Origin of the sequence: Pseudomonas fluorescens (assembly GCF_902497855.1) — a bacterium.
GTDB classification, from domain to species: Bacteria; Pseudomonadota; Gammaproteobacteria; order Pseudomonadales; family Pseudomonadaceae; genus Aquipseudomonas; species Aquipseudomonas fluorescens_BI.
Genome location: NZ_CABVHU010000008.1, coordinates 212,855 through 231,565, shown reverse-complemented (window position 1 = coordinate 231,565; position 18,711 = coordinate 212,855). Strand labels below are relative to the sequence as shown.

15 protein-coding genes are annotated in these 18,711 nt (G+C 59.8%); 10 read left to right on the top strand and 5 right to left on the bottom strand.

Annotation, left to right across the window (positions count from 1 at the left end; translation table 11 throughout):
* The first annotated feature begins 121 nt into the window (after positions 1 to 121).
* The 4 genes from F8N96_RS17895 to F8N96_RS17880 all read left to right on the top strand — a co-directional run bounded on the left by F8N96_RS17895 (position 122) and on the right by F8N96_RS17880 (position 3,419).
* Positions 122 to 577: a flavodoxin gene (locus tag F8N96_RS17895; RefSeq protein WP_150798908.1), complete on the top strand. Its 456-nt coding sequence runs from the start codon at positions 122 to 124 to the stop codon at positions 575 to 577.
* A gap of 131 nt (positions 578 to 708) precedes the next feature.
* Positions 709 to 1,491: a class II aldolase/adducin family protein gene (locus F8N96_RS17890; RefSeq protein WP_150798907.1), complete on the top strand. Its 783-nt coding sequence runs from the start codon at positions 709 to 711 to the stop codon at positions 1,489 to 1,491.
* Complete coding sequence (locus F8N96_RS17885) at positions 1,491 to 2,393, top strand: alpha/beta fold hydrolase (protein WP_150798906.1); 903 nt, start codon at positions 1,491 to 1,493, stop codon at positions 2,391 to 2,393. Before F8N96_RS17890 ends, F8N96_RS17885 begins: the two co-directional genes overlap by 1 nt.
* Before the next feature lie 114 nt (positions 2,394 to 2,507).
* On the top strand, positions 2,508 to 3,419 hold the full coding sequence (locus F8N96_RS17880; protein ID WP_150798905.1) for an SDR family oxidoreductase: 912 nt from the start codon (positions 2,508 to 2,510) through the stop codon (positions 3,417 to 3,419).
* 48 nt (positions 3,420 to 3,467) lie between these two features.
* Here F8N96_RS17880 and F8N96_RS17875 read toward each other — a convergent pair whose 3' ends face one another.
* The 3 genes from F8N96_RS17875 to F8N96_RS17865 form a co-directional block, all read right to left on the bottom strand.
* Complete coding sequence (locus tag F8N96_RS17875) at positions 3,468 to 3,728, bottom strand: immunity protein (protein ID WP_150798904.1); 261 nt, start codon at positions 3,726 to 3,728, stop codon at positions 3,468 to 3,470.
* Positions 3,725 to 5,821 (bottom strand): S-type pyocin domain-containing protein, encoded by a 2,097-nt coding sequence (locus tag F8N96_RS17870; RefSeq protein ID WP_224794107.1) that lies wholly within the window; start codon positions 5,819 to 5,821, stop codon positions 3,725 to 3,727. The genes F8N96_RS17875 and F8N96_RS17870 overlap by 4 nt, the downstream gene beginning before the upstream one ends.
* Positions 5,822 to 6,151: 330 nt before the next feature.
* Positions 6,152 to 6,937 carry an N-acetylmuramoyl-L-alanine amidase gene (locus F8N96_RS17865; protein ID WP_150798903.1) on the bottom strand — a complete coding sequence of 262 codons (786 nt, stop codon included), beginning with the start codon at positions 6,935 to 6,937 and terminating at the stop codon, positions 6,152 to 6,154.
* 601 nt (positions 6,938 to 7,538) lie between these two features.
* Between F8N96_RS17865 and F8N96_RS17860 the strand changes: the two genes are divergently transcribed.
* The 3 genes from F8N96_RS17860 to F8N96_RS17850 all read left to right on the top strand — a co-directional run bounded on the left by F8N96_RS17860 (position 7,539) and on the right by F8N96_RS17850 (position 13,418).
* Positions 7,539 to 9,332 (top strand): DUF1302 domain-containing protein, encoded by a 1,794-nt coding sequence (locus F8N96_RS17860; protein ID WP_150798902.1) that lies wholly within the window; start codon positions 7,539 to 7,541, stop codon positions 9,330 to 9,332.
* A 22-nt stretch (positions 9,333 to 9,354) separates the two neighbouring features.
* Complete coding sequence (locus tag F8N96_RS17855) at positions 9,355 to 10,722, top strand: DUF1329 domain-containing protein (RefSeq protein WP_150798901.1); 1,368 nt, start codon at positions 9,355 to 9,357, stop codon at positions 10,720 to 10,722.
* A 140-nt stretch (positions 10,723 to 10,862) separates the two neighbouring features.
* The gene (locus F8N96_RS17850; protein ID WP_150798900.1) at positions 10,863 to 13,418 is read left to right on the top strand and encodes a helix-turn-helix transcriptional regulator; all 2,556 of its coding nucleotides are present in this window, start codon (positions 10,863 to 10,865) and stop codon (positions 13,416 to 13,418) included.
* Here the strand turns inward: F8N96_RS17850 and F8N96_RS17845 are convergent.
* Positions 13,411 to 14,199: an IclR family transcriptional regulator gene (locus F8N96_RS17845; protein WP_150798899.1), complete on the bottom strand. Its 789-nt coding sequence runs from the start codon at positions 14,197 to 14,199 to the stop codon at positions 13,411 to 13,413. The genes F8N96_RS17850 and F8N96_RS17845 overlap by 8 nt on opposite strands.
* A 160-nt stretch (positions 14,200 to 14,359) precedes the next feature.
* On the opposite strand from F8N96_RS17845, the gene hmgA reads away from it, so the two are divergent.
* The 3 genes from hmgA to maiA are packed head-to-tail and all read left to right on the top strand — an operon-like array spanning position 14,360 to position 17,620.
* A complete protein-coding gene (gene hmgA / locus F8N96_RS17840) occupies positions 14,360 to 15,664 on the top strand; it encodes a homogentisate 1,2-dioxygenase (protein ID WP_150798898.1) in 1,305 nt (434 codons plus the stop codon).
* Between the two features lie 3 nt (positions 15,665 to 15,667).
* Positions 15,668 to 16,972: a fumarylacetoacetase gene (fahA, locus tag F8N96_RS17835; protein WP_150798897.1), complete on the top strand. Its 1,305-nt coding sequence runs from the start codon at positions 15,668 to 15,670 to the stop codon at positions 16,970 to 16,972.
* A 12-nt stretch (positions 16,973 to 16,984) separates the two neighbouring features.
* Complete coding sequence (maiA, locus tag F8N96_RS17830) at positions 16,985 to 17,620, top strand: maleylacetoacetate isomerase (protein WP_150798896.1); 636 nt, start codon at positions 16,985 to 16,987, stop codon at positions 17,618 to 17,620.
* A 159-nt stretch (positions 17,621 to 17,779) separates the two neighbouring features.
* Here the strand turns inward: maiA and F8N96_RS17825 are convergent, their stop codons facing one another.
* On the bottom strand, positions 17,780 to 18,583 hold the full coding sequence (locus tag F8N96_RS17825) for a SirB1 family protein (RefSeq protein WP_150798895.1): 804 nt from the start codon (positions 18,581 to 18,583) through the stop codon (positions 17,780 to 17,782).
* Positions 18,584 to 18,711 lie beyond the last annotated feature (128 nt).

The window sequence follows — 18,711 nt, the reverse complement described above, 5'->3', positions numbered from 1 at the left end:
ATTGAGCGCAGCATTCTAAAAGAACTCTAGCGGCCATCAAGGCTGAATGAGAGCTAATCGCAGCTTTTTTGCTGCGGCTGTTAATATCCCACTCTTTTTACTCACCTTCAGGATCAGATTGATGAAAGTCGCCATCCTTTCCGGCTCGGTGTACGGCACGGCTGAAGAAGTCGCCCGCCACGCCGCGAACATTTTGAAGACCGCAGGCTTCGAAACCTTCCATGACCCGCGCGCGAGCCTCGCCGATGTTCAGGCCTTTGGCCCCGAGGCTTTTCTGGCCGTAACCTCGACCACTGGCATGGGCGAGCTACCGGACAACCTGCAGCCGTTGTATTTCGCTATTCGCGACCAGTTGCCCGCCGCCTGGCGTGGCCTGCCGGGCGCCGTGATCGGTCTGGGCGATGCGAGCTACGGCGACACCTTCTGTGGCGGTGGTGAGCAGATGCGTGAACTGTTCGGCGAACTGGGCATTCGCGAAGTCCTGCCCATGCTGCGCCTGGACGCCAGCGAAAGCGTGACCCCGGAAACCGACGCCGAGCCCTGGCTGGCGGAGTTGGTCAGCGTCCTGCGGGGCTGACCGGTTGCTTGCGCAGCCTGACTCGCTAGGCCATCAAGCTGGCTGCCAATGCAACTACAGGAATTCTGGAGGCTGACTAGACTCGGTAGTCATTGGCAACACTCCATAATAAAAAGCCGAGGTTCCTTGCCGTGAGCGTAACCCCCGTGCAATCGCCCCCCAGTGTCAAAGACCAGGTCAGTGCCGCCGAGTGGCAGACCCGTGTCGACCTGGCTGCCTGCTATCGTCTGGTCGCCCAGCATGGCTGGGATGATCTGATTTTCACGCACATCTCGGCCAAAGTGCCGGGCACCGAAGATTTTTTGATCAACCCGTTCGGGCTGATGTTCCACGAGATCACTGCATCGAGCCTGGTCAAGGTCGATCAGGCGGGCAACAAGCTGATGGCCAGCCCCTACGAGATCAATCCCGCGGGCTACACTATCCACAGCGCCGTGCATGAAGTGCGTCATGATGTCGTTTGCGTACTGCACACTCACACGGCGGCCGGCGTCGCGGTGTCGGCGCAGAAGCAGGGCGTGTTGCCGATCAGCCAGCAGGCATTGTTTGTCCTGTCGAGCCTGGCTTATCACGCCTATGAAGGCGTTGCGCTCAACCATGAAGAGAAAGCCCGCCTGCAAGCGGACCTCGGTGACAACCATTTCCTGATGCTGCATAACCATGGTCTGCTGACCTGTGGCAGCACCATCGCCGACACCTTCCTGATGATGTTCAACTTTCAGCGCGCCTGCGATATCCAGGTGCTGGCGCAGAACGGTGGTGCCGAGCTGATCGCCATCGAGCCGCAGATTCTGGCGGGCGCCAAGGCGATGATCGCCGGCGTAACCAAAAGTGCTCAAGGAATGGGTGGCGCGCTGGCCTGGCCGGCGCTGCTGCGCAAACTCGATAAACTCGACCCGGGTTATAAACTCTGATGCCACTCGCCGAGATCCCCCTGTGTGTCTGGCGCAAGCGCGGCCAGTCTTTCGTGTTTCGTGGCCAGACCCTCCGTTACTGGACGGCGGGGCAGGGTGAGCCGCTGTTGCTCATTCATGGCTTCCCGACCGCCAGTTGGGACTGGCATTACCTGTGGCAACCCCTGGTCCAGCGGTATCGGGTGATTGCCTGTGACATGCTCGGCTTTGGCGACTCCGCCAAGCCGCAGCACCATGAATACAGCCTGCTCGAGCAGGCCGATCTGCAGCAGGCGCTACTGGCTCATTTGAACGTCGAGGAGCCGGTGCATGTGCTCGCCCACGATTATGGTGACAGCGTCGCCCAGGAACTGTTGGCCCGGCATTACGAAGCGCGCGTTCATATCGCCAGCTGCGTATTCCTCAACGGAGGCCTGTTTCCCGAAACCCATCGCCCTGTCCTGATGCAAAAACTATTGCTCAGCCCCTTGGGCTGGATGATTGGGCGGGCCTTTTCCCGGGAGGGGCTGGTGAAGAGTTTCCGACAGATCTTCGGTCCGCAGAGCCGCCCCACCGAGAGCGAAATGGATGATTTCTGGAGCCTGATCGAGAGCAATCAGGGGACACGGGTCATACACAAGCTGATCGGCTATATCCCCGAGCGGCGTGTGCAGCGTGAGCGCTGGGTCGGCGCGATGCAGCGCGGTGAAGTGCCGTTGCGGGTGATCGATGGCGAGGTCGATCCGGTCTCCGGAGGGCACATGGTCGAGCGCTATCGGGAGTTGATCCCGAACCCGGATACGGTGCTGTTGCCCGGTATAGGCCACTACCCGCAGACCGAAGCACCGGGGCTGGTGCTCAAGCACTATCTGGAGTTTCGCGATCAGCAGATATCGCCGCCGCGCAAGGTGGCATGTTCCTGAGTCATTATCCCCCAGCCTTATCGCACACCATTCAGCCTCCCCGTGTTCATTGTGACCAGCATCGCCGTGCCTGACACTCGGACCCATTGTCCCTGGCCTGCTGGAGTCCCCCCAATGAACGAGTCTGTGCGCTTCGAAGATAAAGTCGTGATTATTACGGGTGCAGGCGGTGGCCTGGGACGGGCGCATGCGCTGTTGTTCGCAAAACAAGGCGCCAAAGTGCTGGTCAACGACCTCGGTGGCTCGACCCAGGGCGAAGGCGCAAACGCTTCGGCGGCGGATCGGGTGGTGGCCGAAATCCGCGAGGCCGGCGGCATTGCCGAGGCCAACCATGACTCTGTCACCGATGGCGACAAAATCGTCCAGAACGCCCTCGACGCATTTGGCCGGGTCGACGTCGTGGTCAACAACGCCGGGATCCTGCGGGACAAGACCTTCCATAAAATGGACGACGGCGACTGGGACCTGGTTTACCGGGTGCACGTCGAAGGCGCCTACAAGGTCACCCGCGCCGCCTGGCCGCACCTGCGCGAGCAGAACTACGGTCGGGTGATCTTCACTGCCTCGACCTCGGGCATCTACGGCAATTTCGGCCAGTCCAACTACGGCATGGCCAAACTCGGCCTCTACGGCCTGACCCGCACCCTGGCCATCGAAGGCCGCAAGAACAACATCCTGGTCAACGCCATCGCCCCCACCGGCGGCACCCGCATGACCGAAGGCCTGATCCCGCCGCAAGTGTTCGAACAACTCAAGCCGGAACTGGTCAGCCCGCTGGTGGTGTACCTGGCCAGCGAAAACTGCCAGGAAACCTCCGGTCTGTTTGAAGTCGGTGGCGGCTGGATGGGCAAGGTCCGCTGGGAACGCAGCCTGGGCGCCGGGTTCGATCCGCGGGTGGGGTTCTCACCAGAGGATGTGGCGGCGCATTGGCAGCAGATCTGTGATTTCGAGGGGGCGGCGCATCCTAAGGACAATATTGAGGCGTTGAAGGAGATGATGGGGAATTTGCAGAGGTATTCGATTTAAAGACTGTGACACCCCAAGCCGCCTAAGACGGCTTGGGGGTATTGCTTTTTACTCGACGTAGCGTTTTTCTGTGACAAATTGAGGGGCTTTCCAGTTGGGTCCTTTTATTGGGACCGGTCCTTCTCCGTTAGCAAGCACACCTTCTTTGAAAAGTTGAGCATAGGTGCTCAGAAGTTCTCCACTGGCGATGACCTCAAACCGATATCGACTGAACATTCTGTCTAACGAAGGATATGCGAGGCCGACGCCGAACGCTGTCACGATATCCACAATGGGCTCATTTTTTACAATTTGCTCGATAGAGTTCACTGAAACTCTCCTTTAAGAAGATTTTTGTAAATTTGGTCGATCTGCTTGTTTCCGACCTCAATTGCCTCCTCGGAATACAGCAGTGACTCACTTGCACTAAGCTTAAAGTCTTCTAATGTGGCTGTATGAGTGTTATTCCATTCAGGCGAGCCTTCCTCAGGCATAAAATTGTCACTAAGTTCCATGGCTCTGAACCTTTCCAGTTCCCTAATTTCATGAGTATAGTATCGCCGATCTGTATCGGATATATCTAAAGCGCCTTTCAGTATATTTTCTAGACGTTGAATCATCACTTCATTGGCATCAGATTGATCGAGTCGCGCAATATGCAATTTAACTAAGTCAATCCCTTGTCGGGTGATCACTGCTGTTCGCCAGTCCAAATGAAGAATAGGTCCACCCGCTTGCTCCGGGTTGAAATCGCGCCCGCTGTATTTACCTTTGACAGTCGCCCCATCATAAGGACTGTTGAACACGATATAAAGAGGTGGAATGCCCGAATCAGCTGGGAATACATAGATGAATCCACCAAAGCTGTACAAATCCAATGCTGGAAAGGCATCAACTCTTCCTTCCAACGCGGTCGCGCTAGCGCCGTCATAGACGGCAATCTTCCGCTCACCCGCTGGCAACGTAGTGGACGCATCGTTCGGCTTCACGATTGGCGTCCATGTCATGCCAATGGACGGCACATCCGGGTTGTAGGTCTGGTAGGCGTTCAGACCTGGATCGAAAGCCGGGAGACGCACCGGCACTTTGGCAGGTACTGTCGTGCCGTTTGTGGCGGCAACGAAGAACTCCGTTGTGTTACCCACAGTCCTGGAGCCAATCGCGACTGGCAGTGCGATTTCCCCATTGGCCTGGGCAATCGCATGCAAGTCTTGGGAGTCGCGGGATGTGAGGTCCGTTAGCGGCACGCTCAGGGCGTAGCGATCGCTATTACCTAGCGGCGAGGGCCACAACAGTGCTGCGAATCCGCCGACAACCGCACCTGCCGATGCTGCCGCTGCCTCAAGCACAGCTAAGACTGCTGCGCGCAAACTGGTCTGGATGGCCAAGGTGCTCGCCGTGCTAGTGGCGATGGCTCCCGCCGCTACGGTAAATACCGGGCCATTTGCCGCCGCGGCGCCCGACACTGGAAACGGGCGATCACCTTGGGCAGCCTTCGCGGCCTCAACTGCATCACGGAGCGCTTTTTCTTCCGCTTGCCGTTGATTTTCAAGGAACAGTTGGTCGGCTTGTCGTTGGGCTTCGGCCTCGGCTTCGAGGCGAGCCTGTTCGGCAGCGAAATACTGTGCGGTAACCTCCGCGGCAATCCGGGCTTTCTCGAAGGCCAATCGTTCGGCCTCTGCCATCGCGGCTAGCCGAGCCTGCTCCTGTGCATGGGCCAGAGCGTTAGCTTCCGCCCTGAGGCGTGCCTGCTCAGCGGCGACACGCTGTGCTTCCTGTTCTGCTGCCAATCGCGCTGTTTCAGCGGCCTGCAACGTATTGAGGGTTTGCGTCAGATGGAGGTTGCGCTGGCCAAGCGAATGAAGGGTTAGCGACAACAATCTTGCATCGTTCGCGGCATTGAGTGATTGGTTCAAGGCCTGCGTGGCTAAACCGTTCGGCCCCGGCCATTGTTCCATTTTCGTGGCTTTTAACATGTAATCGTGAATATTCCAGTTAAAAGGATCACCTCCATAAAACGCGTTGGCAGTCGTTGTTTTATGATGGAGTTCAGCGGTTTTTCGCTGATGAAGTTTATTTAAAACCTGTAGCTCGCGAATGATTGACTGTATGGGTGCAACTGGATCACTAGGACCTTCTGATCGAACCGCAGCCAGATCTGCCTCGATGGATTGTGGCAGTTGACTGCTCCTGCTCTGATAGTCCTGTTCCAGTTCGTTGATTCTACGTACGATAACTGCCCGATTTTGAACGAAACTTTCTGCGCGGGCGATGCCAAATGGCCCGGCTTTAAGGTGACTTGATCCTCGAGGTGGGAGAGTAACGTGATCAGGCGCAATACCTCTTATGTCAACATAGGTGTCGATCTCAAGATATCCAGGCCTTGATGGATTTGGACGTGGCGGTCCAGGTGGCTTTTGCATATTCATATCCTTTTGAATTTGTGCGCAATTTGACGTGTGATTTTGTTGGTGTGCTTTAGCCGGCCGATGGTGACCGGTTTATTAAAATTTACATCAAAGTTTATAGCGGTGGGTCTGAGAGATGTGTAAGGCTTTACTTCGAGTTGCGAAGGATGTTTCCACAAGTATTGAATGGAGGCGATGTTGCTCTTCGCATAAAAATAAAATTCTTACACTGGTATAGGGAATCTCTTGTAGGATCGACTTGGATAGCAGCTTTCCGGCACTATCAATGCAGTCGAAATATTAGAAAAAGATCGCAGTGAATTCTGCGGTCAAGTCAACCGTTCATCAAGCAAAATACTTACGAACCAACGCCGCCAGATTCGCAGCCGTTTGCGCATCCATGACCCCATCATATTTTTCCGGGCGAAAGTGCAACTGAAACGCCCGGACAAGCTGGGTGAAGCCTTGTTCGATCTTCACGTCGGGCACGCCGGTCACGCCGGACACGTCGTACCCGTAAGTCTTGAACATCTTCAGCAGTTCCGCGCGGGCAGGAATGCCGGATTTGACATATTGCTGCTCAATGGCATTTCGAGTGGCATCGTCGAACCAGGCGCCGATACCTTTCAAGTACAGTGCATGCCACGGAAATTGTGGCCCCGGGTCACTCTTGCGGCCGATCGCAATATCGGAATGGCCAAGCACTTGGGTCGGAGTTATATCGGGATAGCGTTCAAGGATGTTCAGCGCCAGCGCTTCAATCGCCGTGATTTGTTTTGGATGATAGGGTGGAAAGGTGAACTTTCCTTGGTTGAAAGAAGCCACATTGACAATCTCTATGCCGATAGAGGTGTCATTCAGATTGCTCCGACTGCCCCATTGGCTGGGGCCCGCATGCCACGCGCGCTGAGTTTCATCGACAAGATTGAAGATTACCTGGTCGGAACGACCCGCTTTGAGATAGCTCTGATCCGTAATGTCAGGGACCAGATAGTGGGCACTGACATTCGGGCCGGTCAGGGCATTGACCGAACTGGAGAAGTTGCCAGCTGTGTAGTGAAGAATCAGAAAGCGGACCCGGCTGTTAAAGCCTTTGAGGGAGCGATAGGTGGTGGCATCAATAGGTATCATGAGGAAACGCTCTGAATTGAATAAGGTTGAAGTAGCATGCGATGCATACGAGTGCTTGCAGCTACTACCTTTAATCATCAGGTGCTTCGTATGTTTACCGATTCCTGTAGTCACTTTCCGAAAATAGTGTAGGCGCTAAAAACTCCGCCCATAAAAAAGGCCGCTGCAAACGCAGCGGCCAAAGGAAGACGTTGGATCAAGGAGCTACAAATCAACGTCAGTGAACATAGGGCGATGAGTTGAAAATTTCAATTCATCTAAAAATTGTCGCCAATGGAATGGAAGGATCACAGGCCATTCGCCGTGCTTTCAGGCCGTTTGCCGTGAAAGCCTGGCAAGAATAAGCCCTTGGCGGCAAATGAGGAATAGCGATTGCGGACATGCACTGTTGCAGTTTGTGTAACAGTCGCTGCCGCTGTGCCGGTGCACGCATGCTTTGCGTGATAACCCGCCATCCAGCTCATCCATATCCCGGGCAAAACCCCACCTGTTGCAGCCATTCATCCTTTAGAGCGACACCACGAATACCTCCTTGGTGCGCTTATCGCCTTCGGGATGCGGCAGTAGGGTGTGGCCTTCTGTCACTCACCGGGGAAGACGCATGACAAAAACAACAATGCGCGCCATCTTCACACCGCATGCGCTGGCCGCCGCGGTGGCCTTGGGTTGCTGCGCCCAGGCGCAGGCCGTTTCATTCAATATTGGCGAAATCGAGGGGACCTTCGATTCCTCGTTGTCCGTCGGCGCGAGCTGGGGCATGCGCGATGCCGACAAGGCGCTGGTGGGGACCGTCAATGGTGGGACAGGCCAGGCGTCGACCGGTGACGACGGGCGGCTGAACTTCAAGAAGGGCGAAACCTTTTCCAAGATCTTCAAGGGGATCCACGATCTCGAGCTGAAGTATGGCGACACCGGGGTATTTGTCCGTGGCAAGTATTGGTACGACTTCGAACTCAAGGACGAAGACCGCGAGTTCAAGCCGATCAGCGATAAAAATCGCAAGGAAGGTTCCAAGTCTGCCGGCGCGCAGATCCTCGACGCCTTTGTCTATCACAACTACTCCATTGCCGACCTGCCGGGCACTGTGCGTGCAGGTAAGCAGGTGGTCAGCTGGGGTGAAAGCACCTTCATCGGCAACTCGATCAACAGCATCAACCCGGTCGATGTGTCGGCGTTCCGCCGCCCTGGGGCGGAGATCAAGGAAGGTCTGATCCCGGTGAACATGCTGTTCGCCTCCCAGGGCCTTACCGACAAACTTACCGTGGAAGGCTTCTACCAACTGGAGTGGGACCAGACCGTTCTCGACAACTGCGGCACCTTCTTCGGCGGTGACGTCGCCGCAGACGGCTGCACCACGGGCTACACCGTGGGCAGCCCTGCCATCGCGCCATTGCAACCGATCGCCGCCGCGTTTGGCCAGGGTTTCCAGGTCGGCAAGGAAGGGGTGATTGTGCCCCGTGGCGGTGACCGCGACGCCCGCGACTCGGGGCAATGGGGCACGGCGCTGCGCTGGTTGGGCGACGATACCGAATACGGCCTGTACTTCATGAACTACCACAGCCGCACACCGAACGTCGGCACCACCACGGCCGGCCTGGGCACGTTGTCGCAAATCCCGGCCATCGTCGGTGCCGCCAATGCTGTTGCGCCCGGCACCGGATCGGCGCTGGCCCAGAGCGTGATGCTCGGTCGCGGCCAGTACTACCTCGAGTACCCGGAAGACATACGCCTCTATGGTGCGAGCTTCTCCACCACCTTGCCGACTGGCACCGCGTGGACCGGCGAAATCAGCTATCGCCCCAATGCGCCGGTGCAGCTCAACAGCACCGACCTGACGCTGGCGATGCTCAACCCGATCGCCGGTGGCGCGGCATCCCCGATCGCGTCTGCGGCTGGGGCGGACAACAAAGGCTATCGCCGCAAGGAAGTGACGCAGATCCAGAGCACCCTGACCCACTTCGTCGATCAGGTGATGGGCGCGGACCGGCTGACCCTGGTGGGTGAGGCGGCGGTTGTCCACGTTGGCGGGCTGGAGGGTCGCTCCAGGTTGCGTTACGGCCGCGACTCGGTGTACGGCCAATACGGTTTCGGCGGCGATACCGACGGCTTCGTCACATCGACCTCCTGGGGATACCGCGCCCGCGCCATCCTTGACTACAACAATGTCATCGCCGGGATCAATTTCAAACCCAACCTGTCCTGGTCCCATGACGTCGCCGGTTACGGCCCCAACGGGCTGTTCAACGAAGGCGCCAAGGCGATCAGCCTCGGCGTCGATGCCGACTACCGCAATACCTATACCGCGAGCTTGAGTTACACCGATTTCTTCGGCGGTGACTACAACATCCTGGAAGACCGCGACTTCCTGGCGTTGAGCTTTGGCGTGAACTTCTGATCTGGCTGAGAGGATGAAATCAATGCGCAAGACGATCCTGCAATGTGGCGCCCTGGCCCTGAGCCTGCTGGCCGTCAACGTCATGGCCGCGGTGTCGCCGGAAGAGGCGAACAAGCTCGGCACCAGCCTGACCCCGCTGGGCGGCGAGAAGGCCGGCAACGCCGATGGCTCGATCCCGGCCTGGACCGGTGGCCTGCCGAAAAACGCCGGTGCCGTGGACAGCAAGGGTTTCCTGGCGGACCCGTTCGCCAATGAAAAGCCGTTGTTCACCATTACCGCGGCGACCGTGGACAAGTACAAGGACAAGCTCTCCGATGGCCAGATAGCGATGTTCAAGCGCTATCCCGAGACCTACAGAATCCCGGTGTATCCAACCCACCGTACCGTGGCCGTGCCCGCTGACATCAATGAGTCGGCCAAGCGCAGCGCCCTGAACGTGACGCCGATCAATGACGGGAACGGTCTGGCCAATTTCACCGGCAATCGCTACTACGCCTTTCCGATCCCGAAGAACGGCGTCGAGGTGATCTGGAACCACGTCACCCGTTACCACGGCGGTAACCTGCGCCGCACCATCACCCAGGCAACCCCTCAGTCCAATGGTGATTTCACCGTCATCCGCTTCAAGGATGAGGTCGCGGTGCCCTCGCTGCTGGGGGACCTGAAACCGGGCAGCGACGAGAACGTGCTCAGCTATTTCAAGCAGGAAGTCACCGCCCCGGCGCGGCTGGCGGGCAACGTATTGCTGGTTCACGAGACCCTCGATCAGGTCCAGGAGCCGCGCAAGGCCTGGATCTACAACGCCGGCCAGCGCCGTGTGCGACGTGCGCCGCAAGTCGCCTATGACGGCGTGGGCACCTCGTCCGACGGGCTGCGGACCACCGACAACTTCGACATGTTTTCCGGTGCTCCGGATCGCTACGACTGGAAGCTGGTCGGCAAGAAGGAAATGTACATCCCGTACAACAGCTACAAGCTCGACTCGCCCAATCTCAAGTACACCGACGTGATCCGGGCCGGGCACATCAATCAGGACCTGACCCGGTATGAGTTGCACCGGGTCTGGGAGGTGGTCGCGACGGTCAAGCCGAACGAGCGGCACGTGTATGCCAAGCGTCACATGTACATCGACGAAGACAGCTGGCAAGTCGCACTGGCCGACCACTACGACGGTCGCGGCCAGCTGTGGCGTGTCGCCGAAGGGCATGCGCAGTTCTACTACGATCACCAGGTCCCGGCGTATACCGTTGAAGCGCTGTATGACCTGATTGCCGGTCGCTACATTGCCCTGGGGATGAAGAACGAGGAGAAGCGCAGCTTCGAATTCGGTGTCGTCGCCAAAGCAGGGGACTACACGCCGGCAGCCTTGCGGAGTACAGGGGTGAGGTAAGCTTTCCTACAGTCCTCCTACAGAAAAAGGTGACATAAGTCACCTTTTTTATAGGGGTCGATCAGTGTGTTGAATACTTCTTCAACAAGCTGTCGGGACAGGGCTAGGGTGGCGCCACAATTATAAAAAGGCGCACCACTATGACTGCCATGACGCTGTGTCTGGACCGTCCGGGACTCCTGCCCCGTTTGTCTTGCCACCACCAGTCGCGCGACCGCTTGATCGAACCCTTGCTGGCATCGACCGCACGGGTGAGATTGCTCTGCGCACCGGCGGGCAGTGGCAAGAGTGCGCTGCTCGTCGAATGCCTGTTGCAGGCGCCCGCGCAGTGTCAGGTCCATTGGCTGTCGATGGCGGGGGAGGCGATCAGCGTGGCCGATTTTCGCCAGCGCCTGGCGCAAACCCTGGGGCTGCCCACCTCGGATGAGCCCGCATTGCTGGCGCATCTGGCTCGACTGCAAACAGCCACCTGGCTGTTTCTCGATGACTATTGCCGTGTTCCCCATCTGGATCTGGATCTGTTGCTCGACCGGTTGCTGGCCATCAGCAGCCCGCGGGTCATCTGGTGGCTGAGCGGTCGGCGGCGTCCGCAATGCAATTGGCCACGCCTGCTGCTGGATGACGAACTGTACGATTGCGAACGCTCCACGCTGGCGTTCACCCAGGGTGAAATCCAACAACTGCTGCATCACCTGGAACCGACCCAGGCGGCGAAAGCCGCCGAGCGGATTTTCCAGCAAAGTGGTGGCTGGTGCGCCGGGGTACGGATGGCGCTGCTGCAAAAATGCGACTGGTCACGCAGCGACACACTCGACGGTCGGCCGGACACCCTGCACGATTACCTGGAACATGAGCTCTTCGCCGGCCTGACCCCGGAGCTTGCCGAAGCCTGGCGGGTGCTGGCCCATTTGCCACGCTTCAATGCCCGGCTTTGCGATCACCTGTTCGGCGCGGGCGAGGGCGCTCAATACTTGAGCGCGCTGCAGGAACTGGGCTGCTTCATCGAGCCCTGGCGAGACTCGACAGACTGGCTGCGGATGTTCGCGCCCCTGACCCGGTTGATGCGCGACGAGCGATGGCCGGCCGGGCGCTCCTGGCATCGACGTGCCTGTCAGTGGTTCGCCGCCGAGCTGGACTGGAAAGCCGCGTTCGAACAGGCCTTGCTGGCCGAAGAGTTCGAGGTCGCCGTCAGCCTGTTGCAGCATTTCAGTTTCGAGCAGCTGTTCGAAGAGCAGACCGTGGTGCTGCTGTTGCGTTTGCATGAACAACAAGGCGCGGAGCTGATGCTCGGCTCGCCCCAATTGGTCGGGCTGATCACTGCGGCCTTGTTGTTTGCCGGACGCTTCGAGCAGGCGGATGAATGCATCGGCCATTTGTCCCGCTTCCTGCCCCAGCCGTCAGCGTTCCATCAACGGCAATTGATCGCTCGCTGGCAGGCGCAACAAGGTTGGTTGCTGCACTTGCAGGGACGCATGGATGCTTCCCGGGCACACTTGCTCGAGGCGCTCGGCGAACTCGGTCCGCAGTTCTGGCCCGTCCGGCTGATGTGCCTGTCCGGATTGACGCAACAGGCGCTGGTGCGGGGCGAACTCGAGGTGGCGCAGGCGCTCAACCGTGACGCGTTGTGCCTGGCCCGGGCGCAAGGTTCGCTGGTGTTCGAGGGCCTGCTGGAACTCGATCACGCCCAGTTGCTAGAGCAACGGGGGGCCTGCGGCAGAGCCGAGCACGTGCTCGCCAACATGAACGGCCTGCTCATCCGGCAGCAACCGCTGGCCGAACCCTTGCTGGGAAGGATTGCCCTGCGTCGTGGGCGCCTGAGCCTGAGTCAGGGCCGGGAAACGGAGGCGGCGGGGTATTTTGAGAGCGGCCTGCGAATCTGCCGGCGCAACCAGGATAAACGAGCGCTGTATGGGTTCCTCGGCCTGGCACAATTGGCGGCCAACCGGCTGGATTATGCTCAAGCCTTCGTCCTGCTGCGTGACGCCGAACGGTTGATGCAGCAACGACGGATTCCAGACACGGTGTACCGCGGTGTCCTACTGCAAATGAGCTGCCATTTCTGGCTGCAGCAGGGCAGGCCGCACTTGGCTCACGAAGCCCTGACCCGGGTGCTCCGTCACTATCAGGGCCCCCTCGCACGTCAGGCGCCGCCGGCGACGCTGGAGCTGATTCCGATCCTGGAATATCTGCTGGTGTTGACCGAGGTTTATCTGGAACAGGCGCACAAGCCTTTGGCCCGGCTCGAGGCGCAATTGCAGTGGGCAAGGCAACGGGGGATGTCGGGGCTGCAGGCGCAATTGCACCTGGCGCTGGCCGAAGTCGCCTGGCTGATCGACAACCCGGCCGTTGCCCGGCAATCGTTGCAGGAAGGCCTGGCCCTGGTCGAGCGTTGCAGCCTGCAACAGGCCTTGCGCGATTTGCAGTTGCGCCAGCCGCGTTTGTCGCAGGCCATTGGACAGGCCGAAGAGGGTAAGGATCCTGAGGTGGTGGCCGCCACCGGGAGCCGATTGAGTCAACGTGAAATCGAAGTCCTCACGTTAGTGGCGCAGGGCAACTCGAACCAGCAAATTGCCGATCTGCTGTTCATCTCGCTGCATACGGTGAAAACCCACGCGCGACGCATCAATGGCAAGTTGGGGGTGGAACGCAGGACTCAAGCGGTGGCCAGGGCGAAAGTTCTGGGGATCGTTAGTTGAAGGCGGGTGACTCGTAGCCCATTCGCCAACTCACGGCCCGTGTCGCCGCCAGCAATCGCTGCGCCGCCGGGCCGTTTTCGTCGGCATGGAACAAGGACGCAGGGCCGACAATAGTCATGACCGCCGCCACCTGTCCGACCGCGTTGAACACCGGCGCCGACAATGCATCGACCCCCGGCATCAGCAAACCATGCACATGATGCAAGCCGCGCTCACGGATCTGCCCGAACAGGGTTTCGTAGGTCTGATCGTCGGCGAGGGCGTGTGCGCTGTCGTTTTGCAGTTCCTGCTCGCGCAAATCCACGGTTTCACGCTTGGGCAGGTAGGCGCCGAACACCAGCCCGGTCGATGAGCTGAGCAATGGCAGCACCGATCCCAATTGCGTGACCACCGTCACCGCGCGCACCGCCGGCTCGATATGCACCACGGTTGCACCCTGATTGCCCCACACCGCCAGAAAGCAGGTTTCGTTCAGTTCATCGCGCAACTCGGCCAGGGGCAGGGCCGCGACTTTCAGCACGTCCATACTGTTGAGTGCGGCCAATCCCACGCGCAAGGCTTCGCGGCCCAGACCGTAATGGTTGGTGGTGGTGTTCTGCTCGGCAAAACCGCTGGCGATCAAGGCCTGCAAATAGCGGTGAACCTTGCTCGCCGGCATCTGCACGTGTTCGGCCAAACGCGAAAGGGACGTCGAGGGTGACAATTGCGCCAATGCCTTGAGGATGTCTGTCCCCACCTCGGCCGAGCGGACTTTCTGTTTGCCGTTGCTTTCGCTGCCCATGGAGGTGATCCCGTTACAAATGGACGTCTTTATAGCTTGACGGTCAATACCAATCAAATTACGTTATGCGTAATCGAATTACGATAAAAATAACCCGGGCGCGCCGAGACCTCTTCAACGAAGCGACGGACGATTGCCCTCTCCCTGTTCAGGAGGCTCCATGAACTTCGATTCAACGGCGCCCGCGCTGGCTTATCAGTCAGGCTTTGGCAATGAATTCAGCAGCGAGGCGTTGCCCGGCGCACTGCCCGTCGGCCAGAACTCCCCGCAGAAAGCCCCCTATGGCCTATTCACCGAATTGTTCTCCGGCACTGCGTTCACCATGGCCCGCAGCGAAGCGCGGCGCACCTGGATGTACCGCATTCAGCCATCGGCCAATCACCCGGCGTTCGTCAAACTGGATCGGCAACTGGCCGGCGGCCCCCTGGGTGAAGTGACCCCCAACCGCCTGCGCTGGAACCCATTGGAGATCCCGAGCGAGCCCACCGATTTCATCGACGGGCTGGTGAGCATGGCGGCCAACTCGGGTGCGGAAAAACCGTCCGGGATCAGCATCTACAGCTACCGCGCCAACCGTTCCATGGAGCGGGTGTTTTTCAACGCCGACGGCGAACTGCTGCTGGTACCGCAACTGGGCCGCCTGCGCATCGCCACCGAGCTGGGCATACTGGACTTGGAGCCGCTGGAAATCGCCGTGTTGCCGCGCGGCCTGAAATTCCGTGTCGAGCTGCTCGACCCGCAAGCCCGCGGCTACATCGCCGAAAACCACGGCGCGCCATTGCGCCTGCCGGACCTGGGGCCGATCGGCAGCAATGGCCTGGCCAATGCGCGGGACTTCCTGACCCCGGTCGCCCATTACGAAAACCTCACGCAACCGACTACCCTGGTGCAGAAGTTCCTGGGGGAATTGTGGGGGTGCGAGCTCAATCATTCGCCGCTGAACGTGGTCGCCTGGCACGGTAATAACGTGCCCTACAAATACGACCTGCGCCGTTTCAACACCATTGGCACGGTGAGCTTCGATCACCCGGATCCGTCGATCTTCACCGTCCTGACCTCGCCCACCAGCGTGCACGGCCTGGCCAACCTCGACTTCGTGATCTTCCCGCCACGCTGGATGGTGGCCGAGAACACCTTCCGTCCACCCTGGTTCCACCGCAACCTGATGAACGAATTCATGGGCCTGATCCAGGGCGAATACGACGCCAAGGCTGAAGGCTTTCTGCCCGGTGGCGCGTCGTTGCACAGCTGCATGAGCGCCCACGGCCCGGACGGCGAAACCTGCACCCGGGCGATCAACGCCGAACTGGCGCCGGCGAAAATCGACAACACCATGGCCTTCATGTTCGAGACCAGCCAGGTGTTGCGCCCGAGCCGTTTCGCCCTGGATTGCCCACAATTGCAAACCACCTACGATGCCTGCTGGGCCACGCTGCCCGCCACTTTCGACCCGACCCGGAGATAAGCCATGACTCAGACTTCCATCACTCGCAGCTGGGTTGCCTCCGCCAACGGCCATGCTGATTTCCCGCTGCAGAACCTGCCATTGGGCGTATTCAGCGTGAAAGGCTCGGCGCCTCGCAGTGGAGTGGCCATCGGCGAACATATTTTCGACCTGGAAGCGGCACTCGATGCCGGGCTGTTCGACGGCGCGGCAAAAACTGCCGTCGAAGCCGCCCGTGGCGGCCAGCTGAATGCGTTCTTCGAATTGGGCCGCGACGCTCGTGTTGCCCTGCGCGAACGTCTGCTGGAACTGTTCACCGAAGGCAGCACCCTGCACGGCAAGATCGAAGCCCAAGGCGCGAAACTGCTGCCGCCGGCGGCGAATTGCGAGATGCACCTGCCGGCGAAAATCAATGACTACACCGACTTCTACGTGGGTATCGAGCACGCGCAAAACGTCGGCAAACTGTTCCGCCCGGACAACCCCCTGCTGCCGAACTACAAGTACGTGCCGATCGGCTACCACGGCCGCGCCTCGACCATTCGCCCGTCGGGCACCGACGTGCGCCGTCCGAAAGGCCAGACCCTGCCGGCCGGCCAGGCCGAACCGACCTTTGGCCCCTGCGCACGCCTGGATTATGAGTTGGAACTGGGCATCTGGATCGGTCAGGGCAACGAGATGGGCGAGGCGATCGCCATCGGCGACGCCGCCGATCACATCGCCGGTTTCTGCCTGCTCAACGACTGGTCGGCGCGGGACATCCAGGCCTGGGAATACCAGCCACTGGGGCCATTCCTGTCGAAAAGCTTCATCACCAGCATTTCGCCGTGGGTGGTGACCGCCGAAGCGCTGGAGCCGTTCCGTCGCGCGCAACCAGCCCGTCCCGAAGGCGATCCACAGCCGCTGCCCTACCTGTTCGACAAGCGCGATCAGGCTGCGGGTGCCTTCGACATCGAGCTGGAAGTGCTGCTGCTCACCGAAGCCATGCGCGAGCAGAACCTGCCGGCCCATCGCCTGACCCTGAGCAACACCCGGCACATGTACTGGACCGCGGCGCAACTGGTCGCCCACCACAGCGTCAACGGTTGCCAGCTGCAGGCCGGTGACCTGTTTGGTTCGGGCACCCTGTCGGGGCCGGAAAGCGGTCAGTTCGGCAGCCTGCTGGAAATCACCGAGGGCGGCAAAAAGCCGATCGAACTGGCGTCGGGCGAGGTGCGTAAATTTCTCGAAGACGGCGACGAAATCATCCTGCGTGCCCGTTGCAGTCGCGAGGGCTTTGCCTCCATCGGTTTCGGCGAATGCCGCGGCAAAGTACTGCCGGCGCGCTGAGAGGATCGGTTCATGGAACTCTATACCTACTACCGTTCGACCTCGTCCTATCGGGTGCGGATCGCATTGGCGTTGAAGGGCCTGGATTACCAGGCCCTGCCGGTCAACCTGATCGCACCGCCGGGTGGCGAGCACCGCCAGCCGCCGTACCTGGGCATCAATCCGCAAGGCCGGGTGCCGGCGTTGCGTACCGACGAAGGTGACCTGCTGATCCAGTCACCGGCGATCATCGAGTACCTGGAAGAACGTTATCCGCAGGTGCCGCTGTTGTCCAAGGACCTCACTGCACGCGCCCGTGAACGCGGCGTCGCGGCACTGATCGGTTGCGATGTGCACCCGCTGCATAACGTCAGCGTGCTCAACAGGTTGCGGCAGCTGGGCCAGGATGAAACCCAGGTGGTCGAGTGGATCGGCCACTGGATCAGCCAGGGGCTGGCGACGGTGGAGCAGTTGATCGGCGATGAAGGTTTTTGCTTTGGTCCGCAGCCCGGATTGGCGGATACCTACCTGATCCCGCAGCTCTACGCCGCCGAACGCTTCAACATCTCGCTTGAGGCCTATCCGCGGATTCGTCGAGTGGCGTCACTGGCCGCGACACACCCGGCGTTCATCAAGGCGCACCCGGCGAACCAGCCCGACACCCCGTGAAGCCTTCACGCTATCCCTTGTGGGAGCGAGCCTGCTCGCGAAGAGGGAGCATCAGTGACATTGATGTAGCTGACACACCGCATTCGCGAGCAGGCTCGCTCCCACAAGGTTTCTGAGATCAATGGACTATGGAGTTGGGCCCTTACAAGGGACCTGCGTTCAATGGACGATAGAGTTGGGCGGAAGGTGCCCCAGCCGTTCCGTCAGCCGAATCCGCTGGATCGGGTCGTCGCTGAGCAGCAGCGCATGCTCAAGGTCGAAGCGCTCGGCGTTCGGGCAATCCAGTCGTTGATAAAGGCTGGCCCGGGCCAGGTAATCGGCGGCGCTGGCGTTGCCCAATTCCAGCACCCGTTCGGCATCGATCAGGGCGCCGATGTAGTCATCGTTGGAAAGGTGCAACTGGCGCAGGTTGCGTGACAGCCGTTGCAGCATGTGCACCGGCTCGGCGGTCAGCAAGTGCTCGGCGCTGAGTTTCATGTTCGGGCCATATTGGCGCAGCAGCAATTCCCGGCAATCGTTGGGGTACAGGCGCCGGCCACCGCAGGGGTCGAGCAGGTGATCGGCACCCGGTACGCGCAGCAGGAAATGCCCGGGAAAGTTGACCCCGACCATGGGGATCTCCAACCTCCTGGCCAGCTCCAGCGCGATCAACCCCAGGGCCAGCGGCTGCCCGCGCCGGCGTTCCAGCACCTTGTTGACCAAGGCCACGTGCGGGCGCAAGGGCGTGAAGTCATCCTGGGCGAAGCCCAGGTCATTCATGCGGCGCAACAGCGGCTGGGCCAATTCGCTGACCGGTAACATCGGCAGGCCATAACTGACCCGCTGCTGCAGATCCTTGAAATCGTTGAGAACCGCCTCGGCATTCACCCCATTGTCGTGTTCGGCCGCGATCCACAGCGCCGCCTCGAACAGCGCGGGCGGTGATCGTTGCAGGCAGGCGAAGAAACTTTGGCGCGGCGTCATCAAAATCTCCGGGGTATGCCTCGTTTTAGCCTCGTCTGCGACATTCGTCCAGTACCCCACGCAAGCCACCTCAGGTTATTTCCGAAAGCCTGCTTGGCGGCTGTGCTTATTCCGGTGCGCTTCTGCAA